Origin of the sequence: Hydrogenobacter hydrogenophilus (genome assembly GCF_900215655.1) — a bacterium.
GTDB lineage: Bacteria > Aquificota > Aquificia > Aquificales > Aquificaceae > Hydrogenobacter > Hydrogenobacter hydrogenophilus.
Genome location: NZ_OBEN01000002.1, coordinates 113,315 through 135,107, shown reverse-complemented (window position 1 = coordinate 135,107; position 21,793 = coordinate 113,315). Strand labels below are relative to the sequence as shown.

The 21,793-nt window shown below is 40.9% G+C and carries 21 protein-coding genes and 1 tRNA gene; 9 read left to right on the top strand and 13 right to left on the bottom strand.

Translation table 11 applies throughout. The features are described from left to right. Positions 1-2 precede the first annotated feature (2 nt). From CP948_RS03420 to CP948_RS03410, 3 genes are read left to right on the top strand one after another with little or no spacing between them, the layout of a single operon-like run. Complete coding sequence (locus CP948_RS03420; protein ID WP_096601118.1) at positions 3-278, top strand: hypothetical protein; 276 nt, start codon at positions 3-5, stop codon at positions 276-278. A gap of 3 nt (positions 279-281) precedes the next feature. Next, positions 282-1,340, top strand: coding sequence for a threonine synthase (thrC, locus tag CP948_RS03415; protein WP_096601116.1), 1,059 nt, complete (start codon positions 282-284; stop codon positions 1,338-1,340). After that, positions 1,337-1,951: an L-threonylcarbamoyladenylate synthase gene (locus tag CP948_RS03410; RefSeq protein WP_096601114.1), complete on the top strand. Its 615-nt coding sequence runs from the start codon at positions 1,337-1,339 to the stop codon at positions 1,949-1,951. The genes thrC and CP948_RS03410 overlap by 4 nt, the downstream gene beginning before the upstream one ends. Here CP948_RS03410 and thyX read toward each other — a convergent pair. Then, complete coding sequence (gene thyX / locus CP948_RS03405) at positions 1,941-2,867, bottom strand: FAD-dependent thymidylate synthase (RefSeq protein WP_096601112.1); 927 nt, start codon at positions 2,865-2,867, stop codon at positions 1,941-1,943. The genes CP948_RS03410 and thyX overlap by 11 nt on opposite strands. Before the next feature lie 28 nt (positions 2,868-2,895). On the opposite strand from thyX, the gene CP948_RS03400 reads away from it, so the two are divergent. Then, positions 2,896-2,967, top strand: a tRNA-Val gene (locus CP948_RS03400). A gap of 2 nt (positions 2,968-2,969) precedes the next feature. On the opposite strand, the gene lspA is transcribed toward CP948_RS03400, so the two are convergent. Genes lspA through purB form a run of 3 tightly spaced genes read right to left on the bottom strand, consistent with a single transcriptional unit; the run spans position 2,970 to position 6,978 of the window. Then, positions 2,970-3,461 carry a signal peptidase II gene (gene lspA / locus CP948_RS03395; RefSeq protein WP_096601110.1) on the bottom strand — a complete coding sequence of 164 codons (492 nt, stop codon included), beginning with the start codon at positions 3,459-3,461 and terminating at the stop codon, positions 2,970-2,972. After that, complete coding sequence (gene purL, locus CP948_RS03390) at positions 3,419-5,659, bottom strand: phosphoribosylformylglycinamidine synthase subunit PurL (RefSeq protein WP_096601108.1); 2,241 nt, start codon at positions 5,657-5,659, stop codon at positions 3,419-3,421. The genes lspA and purL overlap by 43 nt, the downstream gene beginning before the upstream one ends. An 11-nt stretch (positions 5,660-5,670) precedes the next feature. Continuing rightward, positions 5,671-6,978 carry an adenylosuccinate lyase gene (purB, locus tag CP948_RS03385; protein ID WP_096601106.1) on the bottom strand — a complete coding sequence of 436 codons (1,308 nt, stop codon included), beginning with the start codon at positions 6,976-6,978 and terminating at the stop codon, positions 5,671-5,673. A gap of 50 nt (positions 6,979-7,028) precedes the next feature. On the opposite strand from purB, the gene purF reads away from it, so the two are divergent. Further along, positions 7,029-8,420 carry an amidophosphoribosyltransferase gene (gene purF, locus CP948_RS03380; protein ID WP_096601104.1) on the top strand — a complete coding sequence of 464 codons (1,392 nt, stop codon included), beginning with the start codon at positions 7,029-7,031 and terminating at the stop codon, positions 8,418-8,420. On the opposite strand, the gene kdsA is transcribed toward purF, so the two are convergent. Genes kdsA through CP948_RS03355 form a run of 5 tightly spaced genes read right to left on the bottom strand, consistent with a single transcriptional unit; the run spans position 8,390 to position 12,831 of the window. Further along, positions 8,390-9,160: a 3-deoxy-8-phosphooctulonate synthase gene (gene kdsA, locus CP948_RS03375; RefSeq protein ID WP_096601102.1), complete on the bottom strand. Its 771-nt coding sequence runs from the start codon at positions 9,158-9,160 to the stop codon at positions 8,390-8,392. The genes purF and kdsA overlap by 31 nt on opposite strands. 11 nt (positions 9,161-9,171) lie before the next feature. Continuing rightward, on the bottom strand, positions 9,172-9,930 hold the full coding sequence (locus CP948_RS03370; RefSeq protein WP_096601100.1) for an oxygen-binding di-iron domain-containing protein: 759 nt from the start codon (positions 9,928-9,930) through the stop codon (positions 9,172-9,174). Between the two features lie 38 nt (positions 9,931-9,968). Continuing rightward, on the bottom strand, positions 9,969-11,219 hold the full coding sequence (locus tag CP948_RS03365; protein WP_096601098.1) for a beta-barrel assembly-enhancing protease: 1,251 nt from the start codon (positions 11,217-11,219) through the stop codon (positions 9,969-9,971). Further along, entirely contained in the window at positions 11,216-11,947 is a 732-nt protein-coding gene (locus CP948_RS03360) for a PP2C family protein-serine/threonine phosphatase (RefSeq protein WP_096601096.1), read from the bottom strand. Before CP948_RS03360 ends, CP948_RS03365 begins: the two co-directional genes overlap by 4 nt. After that, positions 11,947-12,831: a KaiC domain-containing protein gene (locus CP948_RS03355; protein ID WP_096601094.1), complete on the bottom strand. Its 885-nt coding sequence runs from the start codon at positions 12,829-12,831 to the stop codon at positions 11,947-11,949. Before CP948_RS03355 ends, CP948_RS03360 begins: the two co-directional genes overlap by 1 nt. A gap of 62 nt (positions 12,832-12,893) precedes the next feature. On the opposite strand from CP948_RS03355, the gene galU reads away from it, so the two are divergent. Further along, a complete protein-coding gene (gene galU, locus CP948_RS03350) occupies positions 12,894-13,784 on the top strand; it encodes a UTP--glucose-1-phosphate uridylyltransferase GalU (protein ID WP_096601092.1) in 891 nt (296 codons plus the stop codon). On the opposite strand, the gene CP948_RS03345 is transcribed toward galU, so the two are convergent. Beyond that, the gene (locus tag CP948_RS03345; RefSeq protein ID WP_096601090.1) at positions 13,750-16,341 is read right to left on the bottom strand and encodes a BamA/OMP85 family outer membrane protein; all 2,592 of its coding nucleotides are present in this window, start codon (positions 16,339-16,341) and stop codon (positions 13,750-13,752) included. The two genes, galU and CP948_RS03345, sit on opposite strands and share 35 nt — an antisense overlap. A 22-nt stretch (positions 16,342-16,363) precedes the next feature. Between CP948_RS03345 and CP948_RS03340 the strand changes: the two genes are divergently transcribed. Beyond that, positions 16,364-17,482 carry a pyridoxal phosphate-dependent aminotransferase gene (locus tag CP948_RS03340; protein WP_096601088.1) on the top strand — a complete coding sequence of 373 codons (1,119 nt, stop codon included), beginning with the start codon at positions 16,364-16,366 and terminating at the stop codon, positions 17,480-17,482. Here the strand turns inward: CP948_RS03340 and CP948_RS03335 are convergent. Continuing rightward, entirely contained in the window at positions 17,467-18,120 is a 654-nt protein-coding gene (locus CP948_RS03335; RefSeq protein WP_096601086.1) for an OmpA family protein, read from the bottom strand. The two genes, CP948_RS03340 and CP948_RS03335, sit on opposite strands and share 16 nt — an antisense overlap. Before the next feature lie 158 nt (positions 18,121-18,278). Here CP948_RS03335 and frr point away from each other — a divergent pair, with 158 nt between their 5' ends. After that, positions 18,279-18,833, top strand: a complete 555-nt coding sequence (gene frr / locus CP948_RS03330; protein ID WP_096601084.1) for a ribosome recycling factor — start codon at positions 18,279-18,281, stop codon at positions 18,831-18,833. Here the strand turns inward: frr and CP948_RS03325 are convergent. Together CP948_RS03325 and CP948_RS03320 are read right to left on the bottom strand one after the other, a co-directional pair. Further along, positions 18,820-20,154 carry a glycosyltransferase family 2 protein gene (locus CP948_RS03325; protein ID WP_096601082.1) on the bottom strand — a complete coding sequence of 445 codons (1,335 nt, stop codon included), beginning with the start codon at positions 20,152-20,154 and terminating at the stop codon, positions 18,820-18,822. The two genes, frr and CP948_RS03325, sit on opposite strands and share 14 nt — an antisense overlap. A gap of 33 nt (positions 20,155-20,187) precedes the next feature. Next, on the bottom strand, positions 20,188-21,318 hold the full coding sequence (locus CP948_RS03320; RefSeq protein WP_096601080.1) for a glycosyltransferase family 4 protein: 1,131 nt from the start codon (positions 21,316-21,318) through the stop codon (positions 20,188-20,190). Between the two features lie 316 nt (positions 21,319-21,634). Here CP948_RS03320 and CP948_RS08975 point away from each other — a divergent pair, with 316 nt between their 5' ends. Next, entirely contained in the window at positions 21,635-21,739 is a 105-nt protein-coding gene (locus tag CP948_RS08975; protein WP_101495083.1) for a winged helix-turn-helix domain-containing protein, read from the top strand. Positions 21,740-21,793: the final 54 nt, after the last annotated feature.

The following is a 21,793-nucleotide window of genomic DNA, read 5'->3' as shown; positions in this document are numbered from 1 at the left end:
ATATGCAAGAAGAGAAGAAAGAAGAGATAAGTCTAAGGGAAGAGATTGAGAGGCTGGAAAAGGAACTCAAAGCTCTCAAAGAGAAAATAGGCATTGAGGAAAAACCTATAGTGCAGGTACCTATCGAAAAGGCAAGAGAAATAGCCACTTCACTTTTGGACGTTGCTAACAGGATCATAAGGGTTGCTTCAGCTGCAGCATCGGGTGCTATAGAAGGTGCCAAGAAAGAATTGGAAAAATCCAAGGAGGGCCAAGAATCGCAAAAGAAAGAGCAGTAAGTTATGAACTACTGGCGCGGTGTGATACACGAATACAGAGAGTTTTTACCAGTTTCCGAAAACACACCTGTAATAACTCTATGTGAAGGCAATACACCACTTATACACGCAGAAAATCTTGCAAAAGCTATAGGTTTTAAAGGTGATATATTTCTAAAGTACGAAGGACTAAATCCAACGGGATCTTTTAAGGACAGAGGTATGACCTTAGCCATATCTAAAGCTGTAGAGAGTGGCAAAAAAGCAGTCATATGTGCATCTACAGGAAACACCTCTGCTTCCGCTGCTGCTTACGCTGCAAAGGCTGGGCTAAGAGCCTATGTTATTCTTCCAAAGGGTGCTGTAGCCTTGGGTAAGCTCTCTCAAGCAGTCATCTATGGTGCCAAAGTGATAGCTCTACAAGGGAATTTTGATGATGCCTTATACATGGTTAGGAAGATAGGAGAACTTCTACCTGTTGAAATTGTCAATTCGGTAAATCCTTTCCGTATAGAGGGGCAAAAAACCGCCTCTTTTGAAGTGTGCGATGCTTTGGGAGAAGCTCCTGATTACCACTTTATACCCGTTGGAAATGCAGGGAACATAACCGCATACTGGAAAGGCTACAAGGAGTATTTTAAGCATGGTAAGATCAAAAAGCTCCCAAAAATGATGGGATGGCAAGCAGAAGGAGCAGCTCCCATAGTAAAGGGTTATGTGATAAAAAACCCTCAAACTATTGCTACCGCTATAAAGATAGGAAACCCATACAGTTGGCAACAGGCTCTTGAAGCTTCCAGTGAGTCTGGTGGAAGAATAGATGCAGTCAGCGATGAAGAAATACTAAACGCTTATAAGCTTGTAGCTTCAAGGGAAGGTATATTCTGCGAGCCAGCCTCTGCAGCGTGCATAGCTGGACTTATAAAACTCACAAGGGAAGGCTTTTTTAAAGGTGGTGAGACAGTAGTATGCACATTAACGGGAAATGGCCTTAAAGACCCAAATACAGCTATGAGTGTGTGCGAAGAGCCTATAACTCTTCCACCCGATTTGGATAAGATCATAAAAATTATAGAACTATGAGGGTGGTAGAAGCTAACCAAGCGGGGCTAAAAGAAGCGGTCAAAGTGTTAAAAGAAGGTGGGATAGTTTTCTGTCCTACAGACACTATATATGGGCTTGTAGCTGATGCTACAAATGAACAAGCGGTAGAAAGACTCTACTCCATAAGAAGACCTTCAGGAAGGCCCTTTATAGTGCTCATTCCTGACAAAGAATGGCTTAGATTTTTTGATCTGTATGCAGACGAAGAACTCTGGGACCTTCTTGATACGCACGCTACCGTGATCTTTTACAAAAAAAACTCTATTCCCTTATATCTCACAAGGGGAAAGAAGAGCATAGCCATAAGACTGCCAAAAGAGGACAGTTTTGTTATGAAGCTTATGCAAGAGCTAAACGCACCTCTTGTAGCACCCAGCGCTAACCCAGAAGGGAAGGATCCGGCCGTTGATGTAAGTATAGCACAAGAATACTTTGGCGATAAGATAGACCTTTATGTGGATGCTGGATACATAAAAGGAGAACCATCAACCATAGTCAGGCTTATTGGAAAGAAGGGTTTAAGGTTAGTAAGAGAGGGAAACATAAAGTTCAAAGACTTTCTTGAGCACGCAAAATGCATCATAACCTGAAAGTAGCGCTATTTTTATAGCCTACCATACTTACTATAGCCTCAGCGAACTCTCTTATTTCTTTCTGCGCTCCTTCGTGGGTCCTCAGGCGTATAAAGTTGTCTAAAGAGATTCTCGGAACTGTCCAGTAAAACCTTGTGTGCATAAACTGTGGAAGTATGCCTCTGGCAAGCTCTTTGGCAACTCCCTTTTCTATCATGTTTTCGTAAAGGGTGCGTAAGTCCTCTATATACCATTTTATCTTCTTCATAAATAGGGAGTTCCAAGGTTCATCTATCTTTTCGTCTGTTGATGCCTGTTTGTTTTTATCAGATTGTTTACGCAAATAAGAAGGTATGTAAAAAGAAGGTTCGTAGCTCACGTACCTCCTACTCACCTCGTTAAAAGATCCAAACCTGTGTCTGTGCCACTGTCTTGCAACAAAGAGAGGGCATTCTACAACAAAGGTGTAATAATCCATAATTGTACCAAGTTCAAGCTTATCCACAAGCCCTATCCATCCTGAAGATGTCTCTATCCTCTGGGAAACATAGAAGCTGTCTGTGGAATAATCCTTCGCATCTTCTCCGTGAATAACAGCGTAAGCGGTTGGTAATTTGTTCTTCACCTCTTGCTTGACATCTTGTGGCATGTGTTCAAGTGCGTTTATAAAGTTCCTCAAGTTTAACCACACATAACCTCCTGCCCAATAAACTTGGAAGACGGGACTCTGCACCTTTTGAAGAAGAGAAATCCAAACTTCCTTGTCCCCTTCAAAGGCAATTATTACATGCTCAAAGGGACTGGCATGTCGGTGATCAAAGAGATACTTTATAAGCTTTTTGTCCCTTTCAATGTCCACCTTATCATCTTTACCAAAGGACACTCTGGCACACCTGACTATCCTTTGGTCAGAACCCATGATGTGTATTTGCATAAAGAACCATTATAATATTTATCCAAGAGGGCGATTAGCTCAGAGGTAGAGCGCCATCCTCACACGATGGAGGTCGGAGGTTCGAATCCTCCATCGCCCATTTTAGTTTTTGCAGTGGCTATTAGAAGGACTAAAAGACAATGTAAGCAAAAGTAATATGGCTACACTTATGCCCATGTCCGCAAGGTTAAAAGCAGGCCAAGAGAACTTACCGTATGATATGTATATAAAATCCCTTACATAACCTAAAAAAAGTCTATCATGGAAATTTCCTATAGCACCACCAGCCACCATACCCATAAGGAGAGCGGTTGTTGTATCTTTGCGTTTAATGGCATACAAAAATGTAAGAACAAGTGCTACCAACGGACTTAAAAGCACAAGGGGCAGCCTAATGATATCTGGTGCATTTGAGAGGATACCAAAAGCTACTCCTTTATTGTAAACAAGCACTAAGTGTAAAAAGGGCAGTAAACTTACCTCTCTGTTATAAAGGTAGTGCTCAGCCAGCTTCTTAGTTACCAAATCGCTTGCTAAGATGAAAAAAAAGGTTATAAAGTATGCGACAAGGCTTTTTCTAAGGTGTTTTTCCATAGTTCCTCCAAGGGTTCTAACTTTTCCTCCATTACCGGTTCGTCGTAAAGCTCTATCCTTAATATCCCGTCATCTGTTGTCCTACCTAAGAGTACCCAATCTATACCTTCCGCTTCTGTGATGTCTTTAAAGGTTTCTGCATCTTCTTTTTTTACGCTCACCACTACCCTAGTAGGATTTTCAGAAAATAAGAAGAAGTCAAGCCTTTCACCTGTATAGAGGTTTATGGTGGCACCTAAGGAAGTTCCAAAAAGGCATTCCAACAGGCACACCATTAAACCACCCGTTGAAACATCATGAGCGGATAGTATGAGGTCTTCATTTATCAACCTAAGAAGTAAACCATGGAGGGCTTTTTCCTTTTCAAGATTAACCTCAGGTACATCCCCTAAAACTTTACCGTGTATTCTCTTGAGAAACTCACTTCCGTCAATTTTTGAACCTCTTCTTAGGTCTCCGATAAGAAATATGAGATGCCCATCTTCCTTAAACTTATGGTCTAAAAACTTTCTGTTTTCTACTACACCTACCGCTACTACTACGGGAGTTGGGTATATGTTCCTTGCAGTCTTTTGCTCCACAGTCTCGTTGTAAAGAGACACATTACCACTCACCACTGGGACACCAAAATATTGGCAGGCATCTGCCATACCCTTTATAGCCTGTTCCAACTGCCACATGATCTCTGGCCTTTCGGGATTGCCAAAATTAAGACAGTCTGTTATGCCTACGGGCACTGCACCTACACAGGCTAAGTTTCTACACGCTTCCGCTACTACAAACTTCCCACCTTCGTAAGGGTTTAGGTAGGTCATGCGAGAGTTTCCTTCCATGGTTATGGCAATGAGTTTGTCGCTCTTTATCTGGGGTCTTATAGGCCATTTTATGCGAAGCACCGCAGCATCACCACCTGGCTTTAACACTGTGTTTGTACCCACCTGATAGTCATACTGGCTATAAATCCATTCCTTTGCACATATGTTGGGAGAGGATAAAAGAGTGTATAACGCTTCTTTGAGATCCACTTCTGGCAGTTGCTCCTGATGGAAGTTTCTTATCTCCGCTATGTAAGAGGGTTCCTTTCTCTCTCTTACATAAACTGGTGCCTCTTCCACTATAAGACTTATGGGAAGTTCTGCTACTACCTGCCCATTGAAAAAGGCTCTAAAGTATCCATCGTCGGTAAGCTTGCCCACCAGAGCACACTCCAAGTGGTGGCTTTTTGCCACCGCTTGTATCTCATCCACCTTTTCTGGGTCTGTTATCAAGAGCATCCTTTCCTGACTTTCCGAAAGGAGTATCTCGTAAGGCTCCATTCCTTCTTCTCTGAGAGGGACCTTTTCAAGATAGAGCTCTACACCCATACGGGACTTGTTGGCTACTTCTGAGCTGGCACCTGCAAGTCCCGCTGCTCCCAAGTCCTGTAATCCTACCACTAAGTCCTTTTCAATGATCTCCATGATGGCTTCTATGAGCTTTTTACCAAAGTATGGATCACCTACCTGTACATGAGACCTTTTTGATTCTTTGTCCTGTGAAAACTCACCCGAAGCCATCACCGCGCCGTGTATGCCATCTCTTCCCGTTGAAGAACCTATAAGCACAAGCACCTGACCCGGCTCTTTTGCTCTTGAGGTGTAAATTCTACCTGCTGGTAAGACACCTAAGCAAAAAGCGTTAACAAGAGGATTAGTAATGTAGCACTCTTCAAAAAAGGTTTCACCGCACACATTAGGTACACCTATGGAGTTCCCGTAATGGCTTATACCTTTGACCACACCTTTTACTAAATGCTTCGTTTTGGGATCGTTAAGGGGACCAAACCTCAGTGAATTACCAAGAGCTATGGGCCTTGCACCCATAGAAAGCACATCTCTTATGATGCCACCAACACCAGTTGCTGCACCGTTAAAAGGCTCTATGTAAGAAGGATGGTTGTGGCTCTCAACTTTGAAAGCTATCCACACATGCTCATCAAGCATTACTACGCCTGCGTTCTCACCCGGACCCTGAACTACCCTTTCGGATTTTGTAGGAAACATCTTGAGAAATACCTTTGAGGACTTGTAGGAGCAGTGCTCTGACCACATGGCTCCCAAAATCCCAAGCTCCACGTGGTTTGGCTCTCTTCCCAGCTTTTCCAGTATGCGCTCGTATTCTTCTTTAGTAAGTCCGTGAAGTTTGTATATCTCTGTCATCATCACATGTATTATAGAGCACCAAACACCTTTTGGTATATGTGGTCTATGTTTCTTAGAAAGCTCCTTGGGTCTGTCGCTGACTGTATGTCCTGCGGACTAAGAAGGGATCTTGCTTCCTCATCAAGAAGTAGTGCTTCTTTAAAGGGTATGCCTTCCTGCCAGCTTTTCATGGCACACCTTTGGACTATCTCATAAGCTTTATCCCTTGGTGTTCCTTTTTCCATGAGGATTACTAACACCTTTGAAGATGCATAAAGTCCGTAAGATAGCTCCATGTTTTTCATCATCCTATCTTCGTTTATCACAAGACCTTTTAGTATCTCTAAAAAGAGATTTAGCATGTAGTCAAGGGCTATGGTGCTATCGGGAATTATTATCCTTTCTGCGGAAGAGTGGGATATGTCCCTTTCGTGCCAGAGCACCATGTTCTCAAGAGCCACCAAAAGGTTGGCTCTTAGCACCCTCGCAAGACCACATATGCGTTCTGAGTGTATGGGGTTTTTCTTGTGAGGCATGGCAGAAGATCCCCTTTGACCTTCTGTGAAGGGCTCTTGAAGCTCCAAAACCTCGGTTCTCTGTAAGTGTCTTATCTCTGTGGCAAACTTCTCAAGGGATGTGGCACAACAGGCTATTGCATACATAAGGTCTGCATGTCTGTCTCTATGCACTATCTGAGTGCTTGCAGGCTCTACTTTTAGTCCCAACTCCTCAAGGGCTATCTGTTCTACCCTTGGATCAAGGTTTGAGTATGTTCCCACTGCACCAGAAAGCTTACCGTAAGATACACTCTCGTATGCTCTCAAGAGCCTCTCTTTGTTTCTTTTCATCTCGTCATACCACACTGCAAACTTTATGCCAAGAGTTATGGGTTCTGCGTGCACACCGTGAGTTCTTCCCATCATGAGAGTGTGCTTGTGTTCAAAAGAAAGCTTTTTTAACTCTTCAAGCACAAGCTCAACATCTTTAAGGATTATCTGCAAGGCTTCCCTCATCTGCAGTGCAAGAGCGGTATCTACCACATCTGAAGATGTAAGACCCATATGAAAGTAGTGAGAATAAGAGGGTATTTGCTCTGATATGGCGGATATAAAGGCAAGCACATCGTGTTTATAAGTCCTTTCATAATCTTTTATCTTTTGGACTACATCTTCATTTACAAAAGTCTTCTTTTTTATTTCCTCAAAGGCTTCCTTTGGTATCTTCCCAAGCTTAGACCAGGCACTGCAAACTGCGAGCTCCACCTGTAGCCATGTTTTAAACTTATTCACCTCTGACCATACTTTTCCTATCTCTTCTCTTGTGTAGCGCTCTATCATGTAAAGAGTATTTTATACGCTTTTTTTCATTTTGCGTTAAATTCTTATGTATGTGCGGTATATTTGGAATTTTTAATGTGGAGCAGGCACAAAAGTATGCCTTTTACGGCATATACGCTTTGCAACACAGAGGACAAGAAAGCGTAGGTATAGCGGTTTCTGATTATGAAAAGATAAACGTGGTTAAAAAAACGGGTCTTGTTTTGGAATCCATAAGTCCTAAGGATATGGAAACACTAAATGGAAATATCGCTATAGCTCATGTGAGGTACTCCACAGCGGGAGACCTTGGGTCTGCAAACGCTCAACCTCTCTTGAGGAAAACCTCTCTTGGTCCAGTGGCACTGGTGCATAATGGAAACTTGGTAAATTACAATACCTTAAAGGCTCAGCTTCAAGAAAAAGGCATAAATCTGTATCACACTTCAGACAGTGAGCTTTTGCTTGCTCTTCTTGATGCGGAGGAGTATGTACCTGAGCATATAAGGCTTCATCCAGAGGACACTACGCTACTGCCCAAGGTCTTTTACGCTCTTAGCAAGGTAAAAGGTGCCTACAGTGTTATATACATGTTCAAAGATAGATTAGTGGTTGCCAGAGATGCTTTCGGCTTTAGACCTCTTCTTGTGGGCAGGCTAAAAAACGCCTTGCTTTTTGCATCCGAAAGCTGTTCTTTTGACATACTGGGAGCTCAGCTTTGGAGAGAGGTAAAGCCAGGTGAGGTGATAGTGGTGGATAAAAAAGGCATAAGAAGTTATCAACTCTTTCAGCAGGAAAAAAAAGCCATGTGCATATTTGAATTTGTATACTTTTCCAAGCCCGAGAGCTACCTCTTTGGAGACTGGGTCTACAAAGTGAGGAAAGCTATGGGTATTGCCCTTGCCAAAGAAGATGACATAATTGCAGACATAGTAGTGCCCGTTCCCGATTCTGGTTTAGTGCCTGCCATAGGTTACTCTCAGCAAAAGGGTATCCCCCTTGAGTTGGGCATCATAAGAAATCACTATGTGGGAAGAAGCTTTATAGAGCCTACACAGGAGCTAAGAGACATAAAGGTTCTCATGAAACTAAATCCTAACAGAGCGGTGCTTGAAGGCAAAAGGGTCGTAGTCATAGATGACTCTTTGGTGAGAGGCACGACTTCAAAGAAGATAGTTAGCATGTTAAGACGCGCAGGTGCAAAAGAGGTGCATCTCAGGATAGCCTCTCCTCCCGTAGTAGGTCCTTGTTATTACGGCATTGATACACCTACGAAAGAAGAACTCATAGCCAACAGGTTTACCAAAGAAGAGATACAAAAGTTCATAGGCGCAGACTCTTTAAAATACCTTTCCTTAGAAGGTTTAAGAGGTTGTGTAAAAGATGCAAATGAATTCTGCGATGCTTGTTTTAGCGGTGTTTATCCTGTTGCTTACGAAGATACTGCGCTTCGTATCCGTTGAACAGTCTCGACCACCATCTGTAGAGAGCTTAGGGGTAGCATGTTGGGACCGTCGGAGAGAGCATTGTCTGGGTCTGGGTGTGTCTCCATAAAGATGCCATTACAACCTACCGCAACAGCTGCGCGTATTAAGGGCAGTACAAACTCCCTTTGACCTGAGGACCTATCACCCGCACCACCCGGAAGCTGTACGCTGTGTGTGGCATCAAAGATCACTTTGGTAAATTCCGACATGATAACCAAACCTCTAAAATCCACTACCAAATTGTTATAGCCAAAGGATGTACCCCTTTCTGTTATGTAGTAATCCACAGCTCCGGCATGTTTGAGCTTTTCCACGATGTTTTTGGCATCCCAAGGTGCTAAAAACTGTCCCTTCTTTACATTCACAGGCTTCCCCGTCTGCGCTGACTTTACTAAAAGGTCTGTCTGCCTGCTTAGGAATGCAGGTATCTGTATTATATCCACTATCTGCGCAACGGGTTCCACCTGCCAAGTTTCGTGTACATCCGTGGTGATCCTAAGTCCCAGCTCCTCTTTTACTTTTTGGAGTATTTTTAGACCCTTCTCAAGCCCCGGACCTCTGTATGACCTTATTGAAGACCTATTTGCTTTGTCAAAAGAAGACTTAAAGACAAAAGAAAACTCAGGGTAAATCTCAGAGAGGCGTTTTAACTCTTCAGCAACCTGAAAAACTACCTTTTCACTTTCTATCACACAAGGACCAGCTATGATCATCATGCTAAGTTCACTCACACGGGTAATTTGTACTTATCTTGCGTCATAAGATCAACACCCACCTCAAGGTTTTCAAGCCATTCAAGAAACCTGCCCACCATCTCTCTTCCTTTAAATATAGCTCCATGCTGAGGAGCTATCATCTCAACATCAAGCTGTCTTACCATATTCACCCAGAACCTTAGGATCTTTCCACTTGCCATATACCTTTTGTGAAATCCTTCCATATACTTTATGTGCGTCTCAAAATCCTCCACAAAAAAGTAATCCTGTCCCAAAGAAGCCCCTAAGTCTCCGGAAAATAGGATCTTTGAACATGGGTCGTATACCTGAAAATTACCCGGAGAGTGCAGAAAGTGAGCTGGCAATATTAGAAGTTCACAGCCGTTTAGGTTCAGCTTGGTACCACTGTCATCTATAGGAATAACCCTTTCCTCCAGTTGAGAGTCAAGACCAAAGTGAGGTAGAAATCTTGTCCAAAGCTTGGATATGTACGCATAAGCTTTTGTTGTCATAAGCCAGCCATTTATAGAAGCCACTATGTCAGGGTCTTGGTGAGACAGGAGTATGTACTTTATGTTTCCTGTAGGTATAAGTATGGATATGTCCGAGAGGAGCTTAGGGAATACCTTGTGTCCTCCGGGATCCAATAGCATGCCCTCACCTTTGTGGATTATAAGGTACTGATTTGCCTGCACCGCACTTGCTGGTGTAAGTTCTTCGTAGAAGGCTACTTTGTGATCCTGAGTGTTAAAGATCAGCTTGGCGGTCATTGCGCACCTCCTGTGATCTAGATCATCTTAAAATTCTATCACATGTTTTGTAATCTTCTGAGCCTTTCTTGAGCATCTTTTGACCATTCTGCTTTACCTTGGGACAGCTCCAAAGCAGTCTTGTAGTGGTATACTGCTTTTGAAATGTCTCCTAAGGCTTCGTAATCCCTACCAAGGTAATAGTAAGTGTCTGCATGATCAGGTATAAACTTTTTGGCCCTCTCAAGTCTTTGTACGGATTCTGAGTATCTTCCCATCTTGAAAAGCACAAAACCATAAACATAGTTTGTAGAGAAAACTTCAGGCACTATAGAGTAAGCAGTCTGAACTTGTCTAAGTGCTTGTGATATATTGCCTTCCTTTGCAAGTATATAAGCTATGTAAAGGCGCGCTTCGTAGTTATCATGGTAAAGTTCTACTGCTCTCATGAAGTGAGAAAGGGCGATGGAGTAATTCTTCTGCTGATAAGCTTTTTTGCCTGCGTAAAACTCTCTGTAAGAATTCTCTGTTTGTTTCAAAAGCTTTTTAATGTTTTGAAACTCGTCTGTATCGTATATGAGGCTTCCTGAGGGCTTTATGTTTTCTATCTCTCTTTGGACATCCTCTATTCTACTTTGAGGAAGGGGATGTGTTTGGAGCCATTCGGGAACATTTGTCCTTTCCATATTCTTGAAAGTTTCAAAAACACCCAACAGTCCTCTTGGGTCATACCCAGCTTTTAGCACATACACAACCCCAAGTTCATCTGCTTGTCTTTCCTGATCTCTGCTAAACTTAAGAGCCAAAAGCTGACCTCCCACTTGACCAAACTGCAAAAGTGCCTGAGCGTAAGGCTTATCAGCCAAAAGAACAGAACTTATGTTATAGAGCAGGTTTATAGCGTACATCTTTTCTAAAAACTTTGCATGATGCCTCGCGTTTATGTGTCCAAGCTCGTGTCCCAACACTCCTGCAAGCTCACTCTCGTTATTTAGCTTGAGCAAAAGTCCCCTCGTGATAAATACAGGTCCTCCCGGAAGAGCAAAGGCGTTAACTGTGTCCGAATTCACCACAAAAAACTCATAGGGCAGCCTTCTGGGCGTGTGTTTGGCTATGCTCATGCCAACGCTTTTGACATATTCTTGTACTCTTTTGTCCGGATATAGACCGTCGCTCTCTTCTATGGCATAAGGGATGTAGCTTTTTCCTATGCGCAGCTCTTCCTCTTCCGGAAGAATAAGCGAGCCAAAATCAATAGCCTTTGCACAGCTCATAACAAAAAGAAGCGGTATTAATAAAAGCCTTTTCATAGAATATCAACCCTTATTAGAGTTATGTTGTCCGTGGCGGTTCTTGAAAGGGCCACACTCATTAGCTCAGAAGGCGGTAATGCCAGTTCGTAATCTTCCACAAGCTCCCAAAGTCCATCAGAGCATATGAGAAAACTTTTGTAATTTTTTATGCTCTTTATAAAAACCTCAAACTCCCTAAAGGAAGAAGAACCGATAAGTGCAGAAGTAAGCATATGCCTGTGGGGATGTTGTTTGGCTTGATTCTCCGTAATATAGCCAAGCTTGACTAATCTTTCTACTTCCGTGTGATCTTGAGTAAGCTTTTCCACCTTATTGTCCTTTATGCCGTAAACTCTGCAGTCTCCCACATTGAACACTATGGTATCCTTCTGAGTAAGGACAAGACCGGCCAACGCAGAACCAAGACCGTAATAATCAGGATTTTGTTTTGCAAAGGCTTCAAGGTTATCTCTTGCTTTATGCAAAGCCATGTTAATACTTTCTGCAGAGTTGGGTTTTTCCTCCATAAGAGTCTTGAGAACCATGAGGCTTGCCCTTTCACCGCACGCGTGCCCCCCCAATCCATCTGCAACCGCAAACAGAAAGTAATCCTTTTCTTCCTCTACGCATAAGGGGAAGCTCATCATTTCTTCCTGAATGAGTTTGTCGTTTATAAGCAAAGCATCCTCATTTTTTTCTCTTATATTTCCTCTATGGGTTATCCCACAAGCTTTTACGCGATACATCATCCCGCAGAAAGGACAGGACCTATTTTCACAAGACCCAGCTCTGTTATCTCCATAAAGTGTGTGCTCGTATCGTGTCCGCAAAGCCTACAACCATCTATCCGGAAAAGCCTGACTATTTCTCCTACAGGTTTTTTGTATATCTTTGACTGTGCCTGAGTAAGGATCAGTTCCTTAGAAAGCACCATAGAACAGTCCACTATGTGGCTTACCGCATAACCACCAGCCGCCTCCGCAGTCAGTTCCTCGTGTCCACTCCTCTTTTGTGATATAAATATAGCTGTCTGATACCACTTTTTCATGAAGTTAAAAAGTTGTCTTACTATCACCCTTGCCATCATCTCTTTTGCTTCATACAAACCCGTAACCGAGTCTATCACTACATGTCTTACCTTATATGTTTTTATGGCATACGCTAAGGTAGCAAGTAAGTCTGGGATGTTTTCTCTTAACTTTGCGTGGCTTGCCGCATCTATAAGAATTATTCTATCCTGCACACTTTCAAAATCCACACCCATGGCCTTTGCCCTTTCACGCAACCCAACACTCACAAAGGGCGCAGGTGCCTCAACAGTTATAAAAGCCACAGGTTCGTTTCTTTTTGCTTGAGTTATAGTGTACTGTTCCGCTATAAGAGTTTTACCCGTGTCAGAAACGCCCGTTATGTTCGTAACTGAATACGCCGGTATGCCACCTAAGGGTTTTTTTATTACTTTACCTCCCTGAACTTCTGCGGTAAAGAAAAGTTCATCAAGTCCTTCTACGCCTGTAGGTACACCGTACATTTTTGGAGCTTTCTTTACCGCCTCTCCCGCTACCCATATGCTCTCTTCTACTACCTCTGGTTTTCTTACCTCTTCTGATTCTTTAAATTTTTCCTCCATAACTCTTTATTATATGCTCAATTTGAAGTATGTATTATATTAATTTTAGGGGGTATAGTAAAATGCAAGTGAGAAAAGCAGTTCTTCCAGTAGCAGGATGGGGAACGAGATTCTTACCGGCTACCAAAGCGATGCCCAAGGAGATGTTTCCCATAATAGACAAGCCAGTGATACAGTTTATTGTTGAAGAGTGCCTGTCTGCAAACATTGAGAATGTAATCTTTGTAACAGGAAGACACAAAAGACCAATAGAACACCACTTTGACATAAACACGGATTTGGAAAAGCATTTGGAACAGTGTGGAAAAACTGAACTTTTAAAGAGTATAATGGAAATAAGCAGGTTAATAAACCCTATATACATAAGACAGAAGGAACAGTTGGGTTTGGGTCATGCGGTTTTAGTCGCGGAACCGGTAGTAGGTTATGAACCTTTCGTAGTCGCTTTGGGAGACATTATAGTTAAGGACGAAAGGAATGTATTGGAGAAGATGATAGAAGTATACAATCGCTTTGGTAAGAGCGTAATAGCTGTTTTTGAAGTAGATACAAAGGACATCTCCAAGTACGGTATAGTAAACGGGAGGCACATAGAAAAGGATATATACATTATAGATGACCTTGTGGAAAAGCCAAAACAACAGGAAGCACCTTCAAACCTTGCCATAGTAGGCAGATACTTGTTCACTCCAAGAATATTTGAAAAGCTCAAGATCACGCCCCCTGGAAAAGGTGGTGAGATACAACTAACAGACGCCATAAGGCTACTTCTTGAGGACGAAGCTGTTTATGCCATAAAGATAGATGCGCGGGTTTACGATACAGGAACACCTATTGGATACATACAAACTGTTCTTGATTTTGCACTCCAAAGGGAAGACCTAAGAGACGAGCTAATAGCTTACCTAAGACAGCTTATCAGTAATAATATCCCACAGATAGATACAGTCTAAGCCTTTTGGGTATGTCTCTTTCAAGAGGAAAGGCTACATCAAACCTGATGGGTCCTACAGGTGTCTTTATACCCACAGACGCGCCAACATCTTTCTTGGGGTTTCTTATAGCATGGGAAAGTTTGTCTCCCACATTTCCCACATCTGCAAAAGCTATAACCACAAGAGGACTCTTTATAGGAAATTCAAGCTCTAACCTTCCAAAGGTATAGTACCTTCCACCACTGGGTTGTCCAACACTTTCAAAACTGTAGCCCCTAAGATCTCTTAATCCTCCCAGAAAGAACCTATCAAAAACGGGTGCTGATTTTCCCACATATCCTCCTGCAACTTTAAAGCTAAGGTTTATACCTCTTCTTAGTGGTATCAGATAAAAGGTTGAAAGCTCAAACTTTGTATACTCTCTATCACCTACCGCCCTACTTAGAGTTATACTGTCGTAGTGTACCCTTTTTGGTGAGAATAGGTTGTCCTTGTACTCTCTTAGTAAAAATACTCCGTACTTGTACAAGTCTACCACTTCACCCAAAGCGGAATTTGTAGTCCTTGATAGTGTGATACCTACAGATGTATTATCCGTTATCCTGTATCCAACGCTTGAGCTTATACCCTTTGATGTAAGGGTGTAGTTAAGGTGTTCTTCATAATTGTTAAAAAGGGAAGTTCTTAACCAAAGCTTTCTTGTAAATAAAAAGTTGTCAGATATATCCAAGCTGTAGAGTTCTCTTTTACCAGTTCTTCTGTAGCGAAAATTTGTGTTTAAACCTATTCCCAACAGATTTTTCCATCCTAAGAAGGTGTCTAAAACCACCTTCTCTTGTGTGTTATAACCCAAAGATATGTCGTAGATACCCCTTTTATCTTCCGCTAACTGTATGAGTCTATGGACCTTTTTTGCCCCTCTGTCAAGAAAAGTGTCTATTTTTACACCACTGAATAAGTCGCTGGATATGAAGTTGTTGATTGTTCTATCTGTGTCTTTTTCAGAGTAAAACTCATCTTTTACGGTCATGTAAGCAAGCTCCTTAGGACTTGTGTGTAAATAGCCGTAATATATGTCCTGCCCCAACCTGTACCTTGGTCCTTTACTTACTGTGTAGGTGTAGGTGTAATAAACACTGTCCACAGATTCGTCAATGGATACATTAGTATCAAAGTCCCCCTCCATGTAGCCCATTTCCTGTAAGTATTTCTTTATATCAAGGTTCAGTTTTTCTATAATGTGGGTGTCGTATATGGCTGGCAGTATGTCATTATACTGTCTGAAAATTTTTGCGAGTTTTTTATCATCGCCTTGATAAAGGATCTTTCTCAGGATCTGCCTTTTACCTTTGTTTATAACAAGCTTCACATAAGCTTCCTTTTTTTCTTTGTCCAAATTTAGACTAAAAGAGCCTTCTGCAAGTGTGTATCCTTCCTCTTTGAGTCTATTTAACCTTTCTTCTAAGATGGAGCTTATTTTATCTTCGTCGTAAGGAAATTCCGTATCCTCTAAAAAGGCTGTGTATCTTTGACCTTCTTTGATATAAAAGAACACACTATTTCCCATAGCTTTGTAAGATACATTTACATCAAAAAAACCCTTCTTTCTGTATGCAGACTCTATATTTTCTTTTGCTTCTTCAAGGGAAAAAATATCCACACCTTTTTCTTTCAGTCCAGAAATGTTAAGGAGCTGTTCATGACTAAAAAAAACTGCTCCTTCAAAGTTTATGCTGTACCTATTTCCTTCAATGATGTTAAAGATGGGATAGGCTATGTGCCCCCTGCCGGAAATAGCTTTGAACGTCCCTACCGGATGTCTAAAAAGGTTAGAAAAGCCTTCTAAAAGAGATCCCACTATCCTAGTAGGCTTTTTCTCTATGCTATCATCTACAGGAAAGAGTACGCTAAAAAAGGGCCCTTTGGTTCTTTCTTTCCTTATACCCTTGAAGTACACAAAACTGTCCAAGTATCCCTCATCCATGTAAAAATCTTGCAGAGCAAATACTTTTTCTTCAAACTGGCTCTCTTTAGCTACACGCCCCTTAACTATTTGAATAGCTCTGCTGAGCTTATCACTCTTAAAGGTTGCACCTTCGTAAATTCCACCTCCGGTGAAGTAAATGTCCCCTTCTTCTATACTTATGTAAAGGTAAATATATCCGTCTTGAGAAGTCTCAAAAGTTACAGCTACCTTTACATCAAGAAAGCCCTCATCTCTGTAAAGCTTTTTGAGTCTTTCCTGTATGCTCTCTTTGCTGATATCTTTAACAGGCATACCTTTGTAAAGCCCTAACCTGCTCATTATGGTATCCTTCCAGAGGGATAAATTACCTTTTATGATGACCTTTTTGAGGATAGGGTATCTTTCTATGTATATGTAAGTGTCCTCTCCTTCTTTCTTAATAGAAACATCTTTTATACCTTCTATATGTTTGATCACTTCTACTATGTCCAGATAGTTATCTTCATTTATGACCTTTTCTATGTTGTTTTTGGGAAGGGGATAGTTGGAGATAATAAAAACTTTTGATAGAGCCATGATGGGGAATAAAACTATAAGAAAAAAAAGCATAGTATAATTTTACCTTCTAAGTATGCAAAGAGCGGATAAAATAAGCCCCTTTGTGGTAATGGACATATTCAAAGAAGCCATAAGTATGGATGATGTGGTGCATATGGAGATAGGAGAACCAGACCTTGACCCACCACCGGCAGTTTTTGACCACCTTGAGAGAGCCATTAGGGAAAGGAAGTACTTCTACACACCCAGCTTGGGTATATGGGAACTAAGGGAAAAAATAGCAGAGCATTACTACACAAAGTATAAGCTAAATGTATCCCCTAACCGTGTGGTAATTACCCCAGGAAGTTCCGGGGCCTTTTTAGTTGCTTATGCTATCATTATGAGCGCAGGGGACAGGATCATCCTACCAGACCCATCTTACCCGTGCTACAAAAACTTTGCTTATCTTCTTGATATAACACCTGTTTTTGTACCCGTTGACGAAAAAAGTAGGTTTACACTGAGTGTAGATGCCCTTAAAGATTATGAAGATATAAAGGCTCTTCACATATCATCACCTAATAACCCCACTGGAACCTTATACACCAAAGAAGAACTCTCTACGCTCGTAGGATACTGCCAAGAAAGAGGTATCTACTTTATATCAGACGAGGTTTATCACGGACTTTCTTACCAGCAGGAGGAGCACACCGCTCTTGAATTTTGGGACAGAGCTATAGTTATAAATGGTTTCTCTAAATGGTTTTGCATGCCCGGTTTTAGATTGGGTTGGATGATCTTACCAGAAGATATGCTACAGAAAGCAGAAAGAGTCATACAAAATGTGTTTATATCTGCCCCTGCATTAAGCCAGTACTCCGCTCTTGGAGCCTTTGATTACACTTACTTAAAGAGCGTAAGAGAAACCTTTAGAAAAAGAAGGGACATCCTTTACGAAGGATTAAAAGATGTCTTCCGAATACCGGTAAAACCTCAGGGAGCTTTCTATATATGGGCAGATGTGAGTAAATACACCGAAAACTCCTTTATGTTCTGTAAAGAACTTCTAAAGGAGGCTAAGGTGGCTCTCACTCCCGGTATTGATTTTGGTAAGAATAACACCACAAAATTCGTAAGGATATCTTATACAAAGGAAGAAAATGCCCTCAGGGAGGGCATAAGGAGAATAAAAGATCACTTAATGAAGTAGATTCTAACTACTCTTTGCTCTGCGTACTTGGGGCTTATCATCTTGGCAACTTCCTTACCGTAAGATGCGATTCTTATCCTTCCTATGTCAACACCTTTCTTTGCAAGATAAGATGCTACCATCTGCGCTCTGTGTGTAGAAAGATCAAAGTTGTACTTACTTGAACCTCTTGTATCTGCAAAACCCACTACGAGCACCTCTCTGGCATCAGACTTTATCTTGTCCACTATTTCATCAAGCCTTTTTTCCTGAGACTTTTTTATGTTGAACTTATCAAAATCAAAGTAGACCGCTCCTACCTCCTCGAGTTGCCATTCACCTTTGACTCCTTCTACTTTTCTACCCTCCAATGCTCTTATTCTCTTTTCGTGATCATCCGCTATACCTTCAAGCTTGTTAACCCTCCCCTCAAGGTCGTTTACCTTATTCAAAGCTTCGTTAGCTTTGTTTAAAGCCTCTTCTGACTTCCTCTTTGATTCCATTATAGCATTAAAGTACCCCTTATAACACTTGTCTAAAAGATACTTACTGTAAACTTCCTTGGGGCTACCACACGGATCAAGACTCTTCTCTGGACTCTCTTCCGCAAAGGCTACACTGCCTAAGAGTGCTAAGGAAAGAAGTATAGACTTCCTCATTTTACTACCTCCTTTATTATTGCTGAAGTTTATTATATACCCAAAGCATGAATTTTTCATGAAAAATCAACAGAACCAAAGAACGCTGGATTTTTTAAAAGTGGTATAATAACAAAAATGCCCAAGGTTCCGAAAATGAAGTCTTTGGGGGTAAAGTCATGCTACAGGAGATAGAAGATATACTCAAACAGATGGAAAAGGACATGAAAAAGAGCGTGGAACACTTCAAAAACGAGATAGCAGGACTAAGAACAGGAAGGGCAAGTACATCACTTGTGGAAGAGCTAAAGGTAGAGTATTACGGTTCCAAGGTTCCTCTCAAACAGTTAGGTAATATATCTGTGCCAGAAGCTAACCAAATAGTTGTGCAGGTTTGGGATGCCAACGCGGTATCCAGTATAGAAAAAGCCATAATGGAAGAACTCAACCTAAACCCACAAAGGCAGGGAAATACGCTGAGAATAACCCTACCACCTCTTACTCAGGAAAGGAGAAAAGAACTAGTAAAACTTTTGCACAAAATGGCTGAAGAGGCAAGGGTAGCGGTAAGGAACATTCGCAAAGATGCAAAAGAGACTATAGAAGAGCTTGAAGGTATATCAGAGGACGAAATAAAGAGAGGTTTAGAAAAACTTCAAAAACTTACTGATAAGTACATAGAACAGATAAATCAGTTGACAGAAGCAAAAGAAAAGGAGATCATGGGAGGGTAGAAACCTTAGACTGCTTATAAACCCAGAGAAAACATAAAAAGAGTAAGATGGATAAAAGACAAACATAAACACCTATCCATCTTTTTTCAATTATACATATTAAGAGTTCAGCAAATGTTAGAAAAAATAATAAAATTTCACCAATATAAAGTGCTTTTTCTCTTTCTCTGGATTTTGGAGTCCTATAAAAGGAGATATCAATGGGCACTAAAACTCTTATAGGTGCATAACTCATCGGAAAAAACAGTGAGAAGTAAAATACTAAAGCTAAGACAGATTCAGAAAAGGTTAGTCCATCTATCTTTCTGAAAATCCACATGAAGCTATAAAGCCTTGAAACTAAAAAACCCGTTAACAAACCTGCGCCTAAAAAACTAAGCAATCCACCTGCATAGGTAAAAATCAAAGAATAGATAAGGGGTGTATGCCAAACGGTGTTCTGTATGAAGAAGGCTACTTTTTGTTTAAAATTTAGCTTCTTTGTAAAAATCAAAGCGGTAAAGTGCTTTAGTAGAGTTTGAGCATTCCCATAAGCCCACCTGAATCTTTGTTTTCTACAAGAAAACCATGTGAAAGGCATCAAACCTTTTCCCACACTCTCATCCACATATACACCTTTAAATCCTTTTAAATTCATCCTAAGACCCATCTCACTATCTTCTGTTATTATCTGTTCGCTCCATTCACCTGTTTCTTTTATGGATTTTTTCCTTATAAAACCCACGGTTCCCATAAAAGCAACTGCGCTTAACACATGACACATCCTCATTATCACCGCAAAGAAGTATCTATAAGAAAGATACATGGCTTTGTAAAAGAGTGTCTTTGGAAAGTCTCTGTAATCTTGAGGAAACTGCACAATGGCTATCTCGTCATTGAAATAAGAGACACCTTTTCTTATAAAATCTGAACATACACGATAATCACTATCAACCACTCCTATTATTTCTGTTTTGGGATGGGATAAGCTCATGGCTTTGTTAAGTGTTCCTCCTTTGTAGCCTGCGGTCTCTATATAGTGATACTTAAAAATCCTGCCTTCTTTTTCACAGTAATCCTTTATAGGCTTTCTAAGGGCGTTCTCGGGTGTGTTATTGACAAGAACGAGCACCTCGTAGTTTTTATACTCTTGTTTCTTTAAGCTTTCAAGGGTGCTTATTACTACATCTGGTGGCTCTTTATGTATGGGTACATGTATGCTCACAAAAGGCTCATCAATAAGTTTTTTTGGTTCTGGTTTTTTATACATAAGTGCATACCTCAAAAAGTACATTTCCAAGAGATAAGGCATTAAGCCAAGTATAAAAAATATCCAGTCCATGTCTTTACCTCTACAAGTTTTTTAAAGTGGATACTAAAGTTTGTTAAGTATTACAGATGGACTATTATGGAGTATCTTTTGCCTTATTGTTTCCCAATTTTCAATGACTTTTTGATATGCCTGTAGATAGTCTTTTACCATTTTTTGATAAGTGAAGTTTTCTTCAACATGCCTTCTACAATCTTTGGGATCTATTTTGTCTGCATACTTTTTGTATGCTTTTACGAAAGAGCGTATAAGTTCTTCGTCCATAAAGCGTGGTTTTTTCCTTGCTTTTATCAAAACACCCGTTTTCCCATGAAGAACCACTTCTTTTGCGGAGCCTCTGTCCGCAACGAAGACAGGTGTTCCACAAGCCATAGCTTCTATCATAACTAAGCCAAAGGGTTCCCTCCACTGCATAGGGAATATAAAGGCAGATGCCTTACTCAAGTATTCTACCTTTTCTTCAAAACTTAACTCTCCGAGAAAAACTATGTTTCTGCCATCTATGTGGGGTTTTATGTATTTTGAGAAATACTCTTCTTCTTGCGGTGTATCTACTTTTACTATCAAATAAAGCTTTTTTCCGAGAATTTTAGCTATCTGTATGGCTTCTGCAACACCTTTTTCGTAAGTAGCTCTTCCTACGAACACCAAAAAGTCTTCCTTTTTATCTTGGAAGGGAAATAGCTTTACATCTATACCGTTATAAACTGTTGCTATGTAATTAGCAAAAGGTAAAGGCTCTCTTTGGTTGTTGGATATAGATATCATTGGTGCATGTGCCAAATGAGGAAACTTTCTATAAAGTTTGGAAAAGCCTTCTAATAGAGAGTGTATAGTAAAGATCACTGGCTTTTTGAAAAGAGGGAGTGAAAAAAACCATTGGGGGTTGTGTGGGTAAAAGTGGATGTGTATGATGTCAAATTCTTCTTGTCTTGAAAGCACATGGCAAGCTTCCAAATATTCGTAGTAAGCTATTTTCTGTTCATCTTTCCAGCCAAGGGGAGGGCATATGGGTATAACTTGACCCTCTACTTTTGAACCTTCCGAGGCAAAAAGTGTGCAGTCTATACCCTCTTCTTTGAGACCTTTTATAATGTTATAAACTACAAGTTCGGTGCCCCCGTACTTTTCCGGAGGTATTTGGTAAATGAGGGGACCTACCTGTGCTACCCTCATGGCCACAAAAAAGACCTGTCAGGTAGCTTATTAATAATTATAACATTTTTCTTTGCGAAATTCAAGGCTTAAAATTAAAACATTATGAGGCTTTTATTAGTAGAAGATGATAAAGCCTTAGGAAGACTTCTCAAAAAAGGATTAGAAGAGGAAGGTTTTTTGTTGACTGGGTTTCTAACGGACTTATAGCCCAAGAGTATGTAAAGGAAAAATCTAATTCTTATGAAGTAGTCATGGAGCTGAAACTTCTCATGCTCCTTGCTTTGAATTCCAACAAAGTAATGTCTAAAACTTACATAGCCCAGAAGTTATACGGATGGGAATAATAGAAGTACTGATAAGTAGGCTGAGAAAAAAGATAGATCCCCACGGTAGATATATAAAAACAGTGAAGGGATTGGGATACATACTTAAGATATGAAAAGTCTATTTTTGCGAGTTTACTTGGTTTTCCTTCTACTTTTTTTCAGCGCCT